We start from the raw sequence: 12,843 nt of genomic DNA, 5'->3' as shown, positions 1-12,843 counted from the left end.
GTGCGCCGGGGTGCAAGACTTTCTTGCCGTGGACAGCGATACCTTCTGGTCGATCATCGACGGGTCCCGGGCCGCGGCCGGGGAGCAAGTCACGCCGGGCTTCGCCGAGCGGTTCACCGCCGCGCTGCGGGTGCGGCTGGCCACGCTCGGCAGGAGCGAGCTGCTGGACTTCGACGCGCACCGCACCCGGCTGCAGGCGCGGGCCAACTCCTCGGCGATGTGGGCGACGGGCCGGGTGGTGGCCCGCTACGCCGACGCCTTCGTCGACGGGCTGATCGCGCGGGGCCGGGAGCACTACGAGCGGGGGGTGCTGAGCCCGGACGACCTGGCCGACGACCCGGTGGTGCGGGCCGTGGCCGCGGGCGACCTCGCCGCGCACGAGCTCGCCCCGCGGGAGGTCGAGGACCTGGCCGAGGAGTTGTACGGCGACACCGACGACTATCCGATGCTGCTGCGCGCGCGGACCGGCCAGGTCGCCCCGCTGGTCGAGGACGACTGGGACGACGAGGACGACCAGGCCGTCCGCACCCACCTACCGAAGATCGCCGCGCTGTTCCTGCAGTGACCGGACGAGGTCCTCGATCCCGTTGGCCGTGATCTTCCTGGTCTGCTCGACCTCGTCCCCGAGCGCCTGGACGACGGTCCCGCCGCGGGCCAGCGGCATGGCGGCCCACGTGTCCGACCGCTCCGGCACGCCGGTCAGGTCGGCCGTCGTGATCAGCGTGGACAGCACGCGAGCGCCGTGCAGGATCGCGGGTCCGTCCGGGTGCGACGGGCCGACGGCGACGTCGGAGCGGTACCAGGGCCGGGTGTTTCGCACGATGCTCGTCGAGAGGCGCAGGTCGCCGCCGGGCTCGCCGTGGCGGCCGAGGACCGCCTCCTCGCGCCACGCGAGCGTGGCGCCGGCGGCGAGCGCGACCGTGGCCGCGTTGTGGTGCCGGCAGCGCGCGGCCGCCACGATCGGCTCGGGCAGGAACGCCAGGAACCCGCCCTCGGCCACCGTGGCGTGCACGGCCAGGCGCGACTGCGCCCCGTCGCGGCCGGGCAGGGCGATGCTCGCCGCGACCGTGCGCACCCACAGCTCGGCGCCCGGCCCGACCTCGATCTCCAGGCTCAGGTCGTCGCCGCCGAGCGGGCCGGCCGCCCCGCCGACGATGTGCACGCCGCACGGGCCGGTGCGCCGCGGCAGCAGCGGCGCCTCGCCCTTGAGCACGCGCAGCACCGACCGGTGCCCCTCCCGCTCGGCGACGATCCGGGCGGCCGCCCTCACGGGACCAGGCCGCGGATCCACTCCTGGACCGGCTTGGCCGCGCGGTCCTCGACCAGCGACAGGAACACCGTCGGCAGGTCGCCGCGGCGGGCCGCGGCGTCGCGCGCCATGACGCCGAGGTCGGCGCCGACCAGCGGGGCCAGGTCGGTCTTGTTGATCACGAGCAGGTCGGCGCCGGTGACGCCGGGACCGCCCTTGCGCGGCACCTTGTCGCCGCCGGCCACGTCGACCACGAAGATCTGCCGGTCGACCAGCCCGCGGCTGAACGTGGCGGTGAGGTTGTCCCCGCCGCTCTCGACCAGGATCACGTCGAGCGGGCCGAGGCTCTCCTCCAGCTCCTCGATCGCGTCGAGGTTGGCCGAGATGTCGTCGCGGATGGCGGTGTGCGGGCAGCAGCCGGTCTCCACCGCGCGGATGCGCTCGGCCGGCAGGACGCCGTTGCGCAGCAGGAAGTCAGCGTCCTCGGTGGTGTAGATGTCGTTGGTCACCACGGCCACCCGCAGGTCCTCGGACATGGCCCGGCACAGCGCCGCGACGAGCGCGGTCTTGCCCGACCCGACCGGGCCGCCGATGCCGATCCGCACCGCCCGCCGGGTGTCCGGCAAGGGGTTGTGGGGATCCTCGTGCGGATGGGGATGCGTGTGTTCGTGCTCAGCTTGCAAAGAGCCTTACCTCCCATGCGGCGTGGTCCTCGGCGGAGACGTCGAGCAGCGGCGCCGATGCCGCCGGCAGGTCCGCCGCGGGCCCACGGGCGTGTGTCGCGGCCTCCCGGGCCACCTCGTCGCACTCGTCGGCGAGCTCGGCGAGGAGGGCGTGGACGTGGTACGGGTCGAGGCCCAGCAGGCGGACCGCCGCGCTCGCCGGGCCGGAGATCGCGTGGTACGCGGCCAGCAGCGCCGCCTCCTCCGGGGTCAGCCCGGCCGCCCCGGCGGCGACGCCGAGCGCGATGGGCTGGCCGACCCGGGCGCGGGCGGCCCGGGCCACGTGCTCGCCCGGCCAGACCACCTGCGCGGCCCGGCACAGCGAGCGGCCCTGCCGGCGGGCGGCCAGGCGCAGCGCCGGCGAGGGGGTGCGGGCGTCGAGCTCCTCATCCAGCTCCTCGATCGCCTCGGGCCGGGCGCAGGCGGCGGCCGCGAACGCCGCCGCCACCAGGCCGCCGGTGCGCAGCCGGCCGCGCAGGAACGCGCGCAGCCCGTCGAGGTCGCGCACCCTGCCATGGGCGACGGCCGCCTCCAGGCCGGACGAGTGCGCGTGGCCGCCGGACGGGAACCGGCCGTCGGCCAGCAGCAGGAGTTGGGTAAAGGCTCGCATCTAGAACAGGAAGTACCGCTGGGCCATCGGCAGCTCGGTGACCGGGTCGGGCTCGACCACCTCACCGTCGATGCGGACCGTGAACGTGTCGGGCTCGACCTCGATGCGCGGCAGGGCGTCATTGCCGGGCATGTCGGCCTTGCCGCGGGAGCGGGTGCCGGCCACCGCGGCGAGGCGGCGGTGCAGGCCGAGCCGGTCGGCCAGTCCGTCGTCGATGGCGGCCTGGGCGACGAAGGCGAGGCTGGTGGCCGGGGCGGTCCTGCCGTACGCGCCGAACATCGGACGGGACAGGATCGGCTGCGGCGTGGGGATGGACGCGTTGGCGTCGCCCATCGCGCCCCACGCGATCGCCCCGCCCTTGACCACGACGTGCGGCCGCACCCCGAAGAACGCCGGGTCCCACAGCACCAGGTCGGCCAGCTTGCCGACGGCGACCGAGCCGACCTCGTGGTCGATGCCGGAGGCCACCGCCGGGCAGATGGTGTACTTCGCGACGTAGCGCTTCGCCCGCTCGTTGTCCGCCGGCCCGTCGCCGGGCAGCGGGCCCCGCCGCCGCTTCATGACGTGCGCGGTCTGCCAGGTGCGCAGTACGACCTCGCCCACCCGGCCCATCGCCTGGGAGTCCGAGCCGATGATCGAGATCGCGCCGAGGTCGTGCAGCAGGTCCTCCGCGGCCATCGTGGACGGCCGGATCCGGCTCTCCGCGAAGGCCAGGTCCTCGGGCACGCTCGGGTTGAGGTGGTGGCACACGATGAGCATGTCGAGGTGCTCACTGAGCGTGTTGCGGGTGTACGGCCGGGTCGGGTTGGTCGAGGACGGCAGCACGTTCGGGTGCGAGGCCACGGTGATGATGTCGGGGGCGTGGCCGCCGCCGGCGCCCTCGGTGTGGTACGCGTGGATGGACCGCCCGGCGATGGCGCGCAGGGTCTCCTCGACGAAGCCGGCCTCGTTGAGCGTGTCCGTGTGGATGTTCACCTGCACGCCCGAGGCGTCGGCGACCCGCAGGCAGGCGTCGATCGCCGCCGGGGTGGTCCCCCAGTCCTCGTGCAGCTTGAAGCCCCCGGCGCCCCCGCGCAGCTGCTCCCACATCGCCTCCTCGGAGACGGTGTTGCCCTTGCCCAGCAGCAGCACGTTGACCGGCCACGGGTCGAGCGCCTCGAGCATGCGGGCCAGGTGCCAGGCGCCCGGCGTGACGGTGGTCGCCTTGCTGCCCTCGGCCGGCCCGGTGCCGCCGCCGACGATCGTGGTGATGCCGCTGGCGAGCGCCTCCTCCAGGATCAGCGGGGCGATGAGGTGCACGTGGCAGTCGATGGCGCCGGCGGTGAGGATCCGGCCGTTGCCGGCGATGATCTCCGTGCCCGGGCCGATGACCAGCGCCGGGTCGACGCCGTCCATGATGTCGGGGTTGCCGGCCCGGCCGATGCCCACGATCCGCCCGTCGCGGATGCCGACGTCGGCCTTCACCACGCCCCAGTGGTCCAGGATGATCGCGCCGGTGATGACCGTGTCCGGTGCGCCCTCGGCCCGGGTGGCCCTCGACTGGCCCATCGACTCGCGGATCACCTTGCCGCCGCCGAAGACGGCCTCGTCGCCGCCCGCGCAGTGGTCCCGCTCGACCTCGATGAACAGGTCGGTGTCCGCGAGCCGGACCCGGTCGCCGGTGGTGGGGCCGTAGAGATTGGCGTACCGCCGCCGGTCGAGCTCGCTCACAACCGCCCTCCCGCCCTGCCGCGCAGGCCCGGCACGATGCGGTTGCCGGCCAGGGGCACCAGGGCGACCTCGCGGGCCACCCCGGGCTCGAACCGCACGGACGTGCCCGCGGGCACCCCGAGCCGGTGGCCCCAGGCGGCCTCGCGGTCGAAGTCGAGGGCCTCGTTGGCCTCGGCGAAGTGGTAGTGCGAGCCGACCTGCACCGGCCGGTCGCCGGTGTTGCGCACGGTCAGCGCCAGCTCCGGGCGGCCGGCGTTGATGAGCACCGGCCCGTCGCCGGGGATGATCTCGCCGGGGATCACGGGATCGGGTGGTGAACGGTCACGAGCTTGGTCCCGTCCGGGAACGTCGCCTCCACCTGCACCTCCGCCAGCATCTCGGGGACGCCCTCCAGGACGTCGTCGCGGCCGAGCACGTGCCGCCCGGCCTCCATCAGGTCCACCACGGTCCGCCCGTCGCGCGCGCCCTCCAGCAGGAACGCGGTGATGATCGCGACGGCCTCCGGATAGTTGAGCTTGAGCCCGCGGTCCTTGCGGCGTTGCGCCACGTCGGCGGCGACGTGGATCAGCAGGCGCTCCTGCTCATGGCGGGTGAGAAACAATGGTCACCTCATCGGGGGACGGTGAAGGCGGATGCTGCCACCTTGATGTTTCACTCCGATTACCGTGCTGCGCAGCCGATCCTTACCGTGCTGCACCTTGCTGCGCAGCCGATCGGAGGCGGCGCACGGCCGGTTGGCGGCCGGATCGGCCCGCAACACGCGCGTGTTAGGCTCGCGACGCCCACTACCTGGAGAGTTGCGCATGACCAATCACCGGTCCGTCGTCATCAACGGGGATCTCGGCAGCGGCAAGTCAACGGTCTCCGTCGAGCTGGCGAGCCGGCTCGGCCTGCGCCGCATCAGCGTCGGCGACATGTATCGGGAGATGGCCCAGCGCCGCGGCATGACCGCTCTGCAGCTGAATCTGCACGCTGAGCTCGACGACGCGATCGACAGCGCGGTGGACAACCTGCAGAGCGAGATCGCGAGCTCCGGCGAGCAGCTCATCGTCGACAGCCGCCTGGCCTGGTTCTTCTTCCACGAGGCCTTCAAGGTCCACCTCATCACCGAGCCGAACGAGGCCGCCCGCCGGGTGCTGGGCCGCCCGCACAGCGAGGTGGAGAACTACGCCTCGCTGGAGGAGGCGAGGAAGAACCTGCACAGCCGCAGCGAGAGCGAGCGGATGCGGTTCCTGACCCGCTACGGCGCGGACAAGTATCGGCTGCGCAACTACGACCTCGTCGCCGACAGCACCCGGGCCAACCCGACCCAGGTGGTCGACGCCGTCCAGGCCGCCTTCGAGGGCCGCCTCGGGGCCGAGATCCTGCGCGAGCGGGCGCCGCTGCTGCTGCTCGACCCGATGCGCATCTACCCGACCCGCACGATCGACTACGCCGACGAGACGCTCGCCCAGGAGTTGGCCGGGGCCGGCCCCGCGGACCTGGAGCCGCTCGCCATCGGCCACAGCGGCCAGGACTACTACGTGATCGACGGCCACCGCCGGCTGAGCGCGGCCGTGCAGAACGGCCTGCACCTCGTCCCGGGCCTGTTGCTCGCGGAGAGCGAGGAGCCGGTCACCAACCGGCTCAGCGCCAACGACTACTTCCGGGCCCACGTGACGCCCGAGGTGATCGAGGCGTGGGAGCGGGTCCACCACACCGAGCTACACAGCCCGTCTGAGGTGCACGCCGGTCAGCAGTGAGTAGCGGTACTCAGGCGGCCGGGCCCCGGCCGCCCGAGACTCTTCTCATGACCGCACCCGTGCCGCAGCAGAAGACCACCGGGGCCTTCTTCATCCAGTCCGCCCTGTCGTTCGGCATCTCCATCGTCGGCGTCGGGGCGGGCATCGCCTACCTGCCCGTCGACGCCTGGATGCGGGCGTTCCTGGGGCTGGGCCTGCTCTACACCGTGACGTCGGCGTTCACACTGGCCAAGGTCATCCGCGACCAGCAGGAGTCGGCGACGGTCGTGCAGCGCGTCGACCAGGCCCGCCTGGACCGCATCCTGACCGAGCACGACCCCTTCCGGGGCTAGCCTCCTGCCGGGCGGCCTCCGGCCTCCTACCTGGCCGCCTCCTGCCGGGCGACCCCTCGCCGGGCCGCCTCTTGCCTAGCGGTTCTCGCCGGGCGGTTCACACCGGGTCGCCTCCTGCCGGGCGTTCTTGCCGGCGGTTCTTGCAGGGTGTCGCTCGCCGCGTCGGCCCGTCGGGCGTGAAGTGGGCCGCCTCCTGCCGCGCGTTCTTGCCGGCGGTTCTTGCTGGGCGGCCTCCTGGCGGCGGCGCTTACTGGGCGGCTGACAGGCCGTTGACCTGCACGACGACGTGCTCGGCGGCGGCCACCGCCTCGGCCGCGACCATGACCTCGATCGCGGCCAGGGGCTCGGCCGCGGCGAGGGTCTCCATGGCGCTGCGCCGGCCGATCCGGGCGGGCCGGCGCTTCTTCGCCAGCCCGAGCAGGGGCGCCCCGGCCACGAAGAGCAGCGCTCCGGCGCCGATCAGGGCCAGCGGAAGCCAGGCCGAGTCGGCGATCGCCTCGCCGCCGAAGTGGCCCAGCAGCGCCCCGTAGGAGGCCCACAGCGTCGCCGCGAGCACGTCGTAGGTGGCGAAGCGGCGGGTCGAGATGCCGTTGCGGCCCGCATACACCGCGGTGATCATCCGCCCGGCCGGCACGAACCGGCAGAACAGCACGGCCAGGAAGATGTGCCGCTGCATCGCCTCGTTGAGCTTGGCGGCCACCTTCGCGGCCCGGCGGGGCAGCGTCCGCTGGGCCCGGTTGCGGCGGGCGAGCCGCCGGCCGACGAGGAACGCGAGCAGGTCGCCGGCGACCACACCGGCGACGCCCGAGAGCACGAGAAGGAGCAGTTGGGCGTGACCCGAGGCGGAGAGGATGCCGCCGCCGATCATGAGGGCCTGCGCGGGGACGACCGGGATGAAGGCGTCGATGGTGAGCAGCACGAGCACCGTGGCATAGAGCACAGCGGGCGCGGACACCAGGTCCAGCACCTCGCTCACCATCTCGGACACACCATGGTCCAGCCCCCAACCCTGCGAAACGGCTTTCCCCGCCGACCATGGCAACACGGTCGCACCGGATCGCATGCCCAACTCGCCACGATTGTGTCCCGCATCTCCCCCGAAATGCCTGAGAAACGCAGGGGTTAGCAGGCGAAGGTCACCCGACGATCTCGTGGAAGTAACACCAACGCCAGACCTCACCCGGTTCGATCGACTGCATCACCGGATGGTGGGTCACCAGGAAGTGTTGCGTGGCGTGCCGGCGCGGCGACGAGTCGCAACAGGCCACGTGGCCGCAGGTCAGGCACTGCCGCAGGTGTACCCAGTCGGTGAACCCGCCCTCCAGGCACTCCGGGCAGCCTTCCACCACCGGCGGCTCCAGCTTCTCGGCCGACTCCAGATGCGTGCAGGTCACAGATCCCCCCGCTCGAGCAGTGACTCTTCCAGGTCCATGTCGCGCTGCGCCTGCCGCAGCGTCTCCTCCGGGATGCGCCCGGTGTCGCGCGCCGTGCGGAACACCTCACGCTCGGCATTCAGCATCTCGCGGCGCAGCCGGGCGTAGGCGGCGGACGGCGTTTCCCGGTCCGCCCGGCCCAGCCGCTCCCACGCCAGGTTGGAGCGGCTCTGCGCCACCTGCCGCAGCCGCTCGACCACGCCCTCGGGGGCGTCTCCGGCCATCTCCTCCAGGCGCTCCTTGCCGGCCCGGGACGCCTCGTGCTGCACCGAGGCCTCGGCCAGCGCGTCCTCCTTCTCGTCGTCCGGCGGGACCTTCAGCCAGCGGGCGACGGTGGGGAGGGTGGCCCCCTGCAGTACCAACGTGGCCACAATGACCCCGAATGCCAGGATCACGAAGAGACCTCGCGGATACGACTCGTCGTCGGCGAGGCGCACGGGCAGCGAGAGCGCGGCGGCCAGGGTGACCGCGCCTCGCATGCCGGCCCACGAGATCACCGCCGGGGCAGCCAGCGGCGGGGATGGGTCGCGGCGGCGGACGCGCGGGATGAGCCGGGTGAGGTACGTCGTCGGGAACAGCCACGCGATCCGCGCCACGATCACCACGCCGACCACGGCGGCCAGGGCGCCCATGGTGAACGCGAACGAGCGCTCCACGTTCGCGACGAGGCTGCGCAGCTGCAGGCCCACCAGGAGGAAGACGACGCCCTCGAGCAGGAACTTCACCATCCGCCAGAAGGCGTCCATCTGCAGCCGGGAGCCGGCGGACATCAGGGTCGGCATCCGGTGCCCGAGCGACAGGCCGCAGACCACGACCGCGACGACCCCGGAGGCGTGCACCGCCTCGGCCGGCAGGAACACCACCCATGGCGTGAGCAAGGACACGGCGTTGTCGATGAGCGGGCTGCTGATCCGTTTGTGCACGAAGCCGATGAGCAGGCCGCCGGCCACGCCGAAGGCGACCCCGCCGACGACCGCGATCGACGCCTGGCTGGCGATCGACCAGCCGTCGACCGCCTCGCCGACCGCCGCGGCCACCGCGACCCGGAGCGTGACCAGGGCGCTCGCGTCGTTGATGAGGCTCTCGCCCTCCAGCACGGTGACCACGCGGCGCGGCAGGCCGATGCGGCGGGCGACCGCCGTGGCCGCCACCGCGTCGGGCGGGGCGACGACCGCGCCCAACGCGAGGCAGGCGGCCAGCGGTACCGCCGGGAGCAGCGCATGCAGCGTGAACCCCACGGCCGCCGTGGTGAACAGCACCAGCCCGACCGCCAGGAGCAGGATCGGGCGCAGGTTGAACTTGAACGCGGGCACCGAGGTCTCCAGCGCCGCGACGTAGAGGATCGGCGGCAGGATGCCGGTGAGCACCACCTCGGGGTCGAGCTCGATCTCCAGCAGCCCCGGCACGAACGAGACGACGATGCCGACGACGACCAGCAGGATCGGCGACAGCACACCGATGCGGCGGGCGGCCACCGAGGTGGCGACCACGACCGCGATCAGTCCGACGACGTTATCAAGCCCGTGCACGCGCGAAGCTTATCCACGCATTGTTTCGTGCGCGCGGGGCCTGCTGGCGGCCGGCCGGTCCGCCCCCGGGCGACCGGCACGTGCGAAAGCCGGGCCGAGCCTGAAAGACTGCAACCCGCACATGCACAGCGCCGTCAGGTAGGGGAGGATCGTCCTCATGTATGCCGCACGGCAAATACCTGGGCCCCATGGGCGGGTCTAGGCATGGCTGATATCAGCACGACCATGGATCTTCGCAGCCGACGGATCGGACCGTTCGCCGGCGAGCGGATCCGCGTGCTGCTGGTCGAGGACGATCCGGGCGACGCGTTCCTGGTCCGCGAGCTGCTCGCGGAGGCCGACGCCCCCTTCGACGTGGACATCGCGCAGACGATGCGGGAGGCCCGGCCGTACTTCCGCGACGTGCACTGCATCCTGCTCGACCTGGGCCTGCCCGACGCCAGCGGCCTGGACGGCCTGCGCCAGGTGCTGCAGCACGTGGCCGGCGCCGCCGTCTGCGTGCTCACCGGGCTGGAGGACGAGCACCTGGGCACCGCCGCGGTCGCCGAGGGCGCGCAGGACTACCTGGTCAAGGGCACCGTGGACGGGGCCGGGCTGTCGCGCGCGGTGCGGTACGCGGTCGAGCGCAAGCGCGCCGACGAGCAGGCCCGCCTGCTGCGCGAGTCCGAGCTGCGCCAGGCCGAGTCGGCCCGCCTGGAGCGCGGCCTGCTCCCCCAGCCGCTGATGCGCGACGTGGCCGCCGAGCTGTACTCCATCTACCGGCCCGGCCGCGACCGCGCCCTGCTCGGCGGGGACTTCTTCGATGCCATCGGGGTCGACGGCGCCCGCCTGCACCTGCTCATCGGCGACGTGTGCGGCCACGGCGTGGACGAGGCGCCGCTGGGCGTGGCCCTGCGGGTGGCCTGGCGGGCCCTGGTGCTGGCCGGCGTGCCCGAGGAGCAGGTGCTGGACTCCCTGGAGCAGGTGCTCGTCGCCGAGCGGCGCACCGACGAGCTCTTCGCGACCGTCGCGGTGGCCACCGTCGACCTGGCCGCCGGCACCGCCCGCATCCGCCTGGCCGGGCACCCGCCGCCGATCCTGATCCGCGGCGGCCGGGCCGAGCCGTGCATCGTCGACCCCGGGCTGGTGCTGGGCGTCGTGCCAGGCATGCCGCGACCGGCGGCCGAGATCAGGCTGGGCACCAACGACGACTGGGCGCTGCTGCTGTACACCGACGGGCTCATCGAGGGCGCGGCCGGCCCCGACGCCCGGGCCGGCGAGCGCCTCGGCATCGACGGGCTGTGCCGGGTGCTGCAGGAGCCCCACCGGACCGCGGCGCGGGACCTGCCCGGCTGGCTGGCGCTGCAGGCCGAGGCGCACAACGGCGGCCCGGTGCCCGACGACATCGCCGTGCTCCTGCTGACCCCGTCGAGGACGTCATGACCCCAGCCCCCTGGTCGCTGTGGCGGCGCATCATCGCGCTGTGCGCGATCGTCGCCGGTCTGCTCGGCCTCATCGCGGTGAGCGCCACGATCACCGCCGCGGCCAACCGCACCGACACCAACCAGGTGATGGACCGCTTCACGCCGGCCGTCGTCAATGCCGAGCGGCTGTACTCCCAGCTGTTGCGCCAGCAGTCCAGCGTCCGGACGTACGCGTTGACCGGCAAGGAGTCCGACCTCGATGGCTACCGCGACAGCCAGGCGCAGGAGGCGCAGATCCTGGCGGAGACCCAGCGGCTCGTCGGGGACGACCCGGCCCTCGCCGAGGCATTGCGGCAGGTGGCGGCGGGCACGGCGGCGTACCGCAGCCAGATCACGGAACCGCTGATCCAGCAGACGCGATCCAGCGGCGTGGACCCGGAGCTGGCCGCGCCCACGGACAGCTCGCGCGCCGTCTACACCGAAGCCGTCAACCGCATCAACCGCCTGTCGCAGCAGATCATCGTCCGCCGGGACGTGGTCGCCAGCGAAGTGCGCCAGACCGGCAACGTGCTCATCCTCCTGCTGGTCTTCGCCGCCGTGGTCGTGGTGGTGGCCGGCGCGATGCTCGCGCTGCTCATGCGCCGCCTCGTCACCCGGCCGGTGACCAGCCTGGCGGCCGAGGTGCGGCGGGTGGCGGCGGGCGACTACGACCACGAGATCCACAGCCTCGGCCCGCCGGAGCTGGCCGACCTCGCCGGCGACGTCGACACCATGCGCCGCCGGATCAACGCCGAGCTCACCGACGTCCAGGAGGCCCGCCGCCAGGTGGAGGAGGCCAACCGGATGCTCGAGCAGCAGGCGGCGGAGCTGACCCGCTCCAACCGGGACCTCGAGCAGTTCGCCTACGTGGCCAGCCACGACCTGCAGGAGCCGCTTCGCAAGGTCGCCAGTTTCTGCCAGCTCCTGCAGCGGCGGTACTCCGGGCAGCTCGACGACCGCGCGGACCAGTACATCGGCTTCGCCGTCGACGGGGCCCAGCGCATGCAGCGGCTCATCAACGACCTGCTCGCGTTCTCCCGCATCGGCCGGCTGACCAACGGCTTCACCGAGGTCGACCTCAACAAGGTGGTCCTCGACGCCGCCGCCCAGTTCGACGCCCAGCGCGAGGCCACCGGCGCCGAGATCATCTTCACCGACCTCCCGGCCGTGCGCGGCGAGGAACCCCTCCTCGGCGCCCTCTTCGGCAACCTCATCGGCAACGCCATCAAGTTCCGCCGCCCCGACGTCCCCCCGCGGATCGTCATCGACAGTCACCGCACGGACACCGACGAGGTCGAGGTCACCGTCGAGGACAACGGCATCGGCATCGAGCCCGAGTTCGCGGACAAGGTCTTCGTGATCTTCCAGCGGCTCCACGCCAAGGAGACGTACCCGGGCACCGGCATAGGCCTGGCCATCGCAAAGAAGATCGTCGAATACCATGGCGGCCGGATCTGGATCGACCCCGCGCAGCGCGAGGGTACGCTGTTCCGGTTTACGCTCCCCATTTTTACGCCCCCCGTTGTTGTCACGCCCCCTGTTCCAGCCGTCGTGTCAGAGGAGTCCGCTTCATGAGCGCACCCGTGGAAGCATCCCTGCCGATCGAGGTGCTGCTCGTCGAAGACGACCCGGGCGATGTCCTCATGACGCAGGAGGCGTTCGAGGAGCACAAGGTCCGCAACAAGCTCAACGTGGTGCAGGACGGCGAGGAGGCCCTGGCCTACCTGCGGCGCGAGGGCCGGTTCGCCGACGCCACCCGGCCGGACCTCATCCTGCTGGACCTCAACCTGCCGCGGGTGGACGGCCGGGAGGTGCTGCAGGTCATCAAGGAGGACCAGAACCTGCGCCGAATCCCGGTGGTGGTGCTGACCACCTCGCAGGCGGACGAGGACATCCTGCGCAGCTACTCGCTGCACGCGAACGCCTACGTGACCAAGCCGGTCGACTTCGACAGCTTCATCGCCGTGGTACGCCAGATCGACGAGTTCTTCGTGAGCGTCGTCAAGCTGCCGCCGCGCGGATAGATCCGGACACCGCTGGTCTCCGGATCTATCCGTCTCATCACGATTGAGCG

General features: G+C 72.5%; 15 protein-coding genes. 6 read left to right on the top strand and 9 right to left on the bottom strand.

Features of this window, described 5'->3' with window-relative positions:
* Positions 1-28: 28 nt before the first annotated feature.
* Complete coding sequence (locus AB0M46_RS18325; RefSeq protein WP_363337345.1) at positions 29-565, top strand: DUF4240 domain-containing protein; 537 nt, start codon at positions 29-31, stop codon at positions 563-565.
* Here the strand turns inward: AB0M46_RS18325 and AB0M46_RS18320 are convergent.
* From AB0M46_RS18320 to AB0M46_RS18295, 6 genes are read right to left on the bottom strand one after another with little or no spacing between them, the layout of a single operon-like run.
* Positions 533-1,270 carry an urease accessory protein UreD gene (locus tag AB0M46_RS18320; protein WP_363337343.1) on the bottom strand — a complete coding sequence of 246 codons (738 nt, stop codon included), beginning with the start codon at positions 1,268-1,270 and terminating at the stop codon, positions 533-535. The genes AB0M46_RS18325 and AB0M46_RS18320 overlap by 33 nt on opposite strands.
* Positions 1,267-1,875 (bottom strand): urease accessory protein UreG, encoded by a 609-nt coding sequence (gene ureG, locus AB0M46_RS18315; RefSeq protein ID WP_363337342.1) that lies wholly within the window; start codon positions 1,873-1,875, stop codon positions 1,267-1,269. Before ureG ends, AB0M46_RS18320 begins: the two co-directional genes overlap by 4 nt.
* A gap of 46 nt (positions 1,876-1,921) precedes the next feature.
* Positions 1,922-2,581: an urease accessory UreF family protein gene (locus AB0M46_RS18310; RefSeq protein ID WP_363337341.1), complete on the bottom strand. Its 660-nt coding sequence runs from the start codon at positions 2,579-2,581 to the stop codon at positions 1,922-1,924.
* Entirely contained in the window at positions 2,582-4,291 is a 1,710-nt protein-coding gene (locus tag AB0M46_RS18305; RefSeq protein ID WP_363337339.1) for an urease subunit alpha, read from the bottom strand.
* A complete protein-coding gene (locus tag AB0M46_RS18300; RefSeq protein ID WP_363337337.1) occupies positions 4,288-4,593 on the bottom strand; it encodes an urease subunit beta in 306 nt (101 codons plus the stop codon). The genes AB0M46_RS18305 and AB0M46_RS18300 overlap by 4 nt, the downstream gene beginning before the upstream one ends.
* Positions 4,590-4,892 carry an urease subunit gamma gene (locus AB0M46_RS18295; protein WP_344613498.1) on the bottom strand — a complete coding sequence of 101 codons (303 nt, stop codon included), beginning with the start codon at positions 4,890-4,892 and terminating at the stop codon, positions 4,590-4,592. The genes AB0M46_RS18300 and AB0M46_RS18295 overlap by 4 nt, the downstream gene beginning before the upstream one ends.
* 202 nt (positions 4,893-5,094) lie before the next feature.
* On the opposite strand from AB0M46_RS18295, the gene AB0M46_RS18290 reads away from it, so the two are divergent.
* The gene (locus tag AB0M46_RS18290) at positions 5,095-6,033 is read left to right on the top strand and encodes an AAA family ATPase (RefSeq protein ID WP_363337335.1); all 939 of its coding nucleotides are present in this window, start codon (positions 5,095-5,097) and stop codon (positions 6,031-6,033) included.
* A gap of 47 nt (positions 6,034-6,080) precedes the next feature.
* Positions 6,081-6,365 (top strand): YiaA/YiaB family inner membrane protein, encoded by a 285-nt coding sequence (locus AB0M46_RS18285; protein ID WP_363337334.1) that lies wholly within the window; start codon positions 6,081-6,083, stop codon positions 6,363-6,365.
* Positions 6,366-6,612: 247 nt separating this feature from the next.
* Here the strand turns inward: AB0M46_RS18285 and AB0M46_RS18280 are convergent, their stop codons facing one another.
* From AB0M46_RS18280 to AB0M46_RS18270, 3 genes are all read right to left on the bottom strand, one after another.
* Positions 6,613-7,344 (bottom strand): DedA family protein, encoded by a 732-nt coding sequence (locus AB0M46_RS18280; protein WP_363337425.1) that lies wholly within the window; start codon positions 7,342-7,344, stop codon positions 6,613-6,615.
* A gap of 157 nt (positions 7,345-7,501) precedes the next feature.
* Positions 7,502-7,759 (bottom strand): UBP-type zinc finger domain-containing protein, encoded by a 258-nt coding sequence (locus tag AB0M46_RS18275; RefSeq protein ID WP_363337333.1) that lies wholly within the window; start codon positions 7,757-7,759, stop codon positions 7,502-7,504.
* Positions 7,756-9,327 (bottom strand): Na+/H+ antiporter, encoded by a 1,572-nt coding sequence (locus AB0M46_RS18270; RefSeq protein WP_363337331.1) that lies wholly within the window; start codon positions 9,325-9,327, stop codon positions 7,756-7,758. The genes AB0M46_RS18275 and AB0M46_RS18270 overlap by 4 nt, the downstream gene beginning before the upstream one ends.
* A gap of 225 nt (positions 9,328-9,552) precedes the next feature.
* On the opposite strand from AB0M46_RS18270, the gene AB0M46_RS18265 reads away from it, so the two are divergent.
* From AB0M46_RS18265 to AB0M46_RS18255, 3 genes are read left to right on the top strand one after another with little or no spacing between them, the layout of a single operon-like run.
* Positions 9,553-10,749 (top strand): fused response regulator/phosphatase, encoded by a 1,197-nt coding sequence (locus AB0M46_RS18265; protein WP_363337329.1) that lies wholly within the window; start codon positions 9,553-9,555, stop codon positions 10,747-10,749.
* The gene (locus tag AB0M46_RS18260) at positions 10,746-12,344 is read left to right on the top strand and encodes an ATP-binding protein (protein ID WP_363337327.1); all 1,599 of its coding nucleotides are present in this window, start codon (positions 10,746-10,748) and stop codon (positions 12,342-12,344) included. Before AB0M46_RS18265 ends, AB0M46_RS18260 begins: the two co-directional genes overlap by 4 nt.
* Positions 12,341-12,793: a response regulator gene (locus tag AB0M46_RS18255; RefSeq protein ID WP_363337325.1), complete on the top strand. Its 453-nt coding sequence runs from the start codon at positions 12,341-12,343 to the stop codon at positions 12,791-12,793. Before AB0M46_RS18260 ends, AB0M46_RS18255 begins: the two co-directional genes overlap by 4 nt.
* The last annotated feature ends 50 nt before the right edge of the window (positions 12,794-12,843 follow it).

Source organism: Dactylosporangium sp. NPDC051485, from assembly GCF_040682015.1.
Lineage (GTDB): Bacteria > Actinomycetota > Actinomycetes > Mycobacteriales > Micromonosporaceae > Dactylosporangium.
Note: the sequence above shows the minus strand (reverse complement) of the source record. Positions and strands in the feature narration are given on the sequence as shown.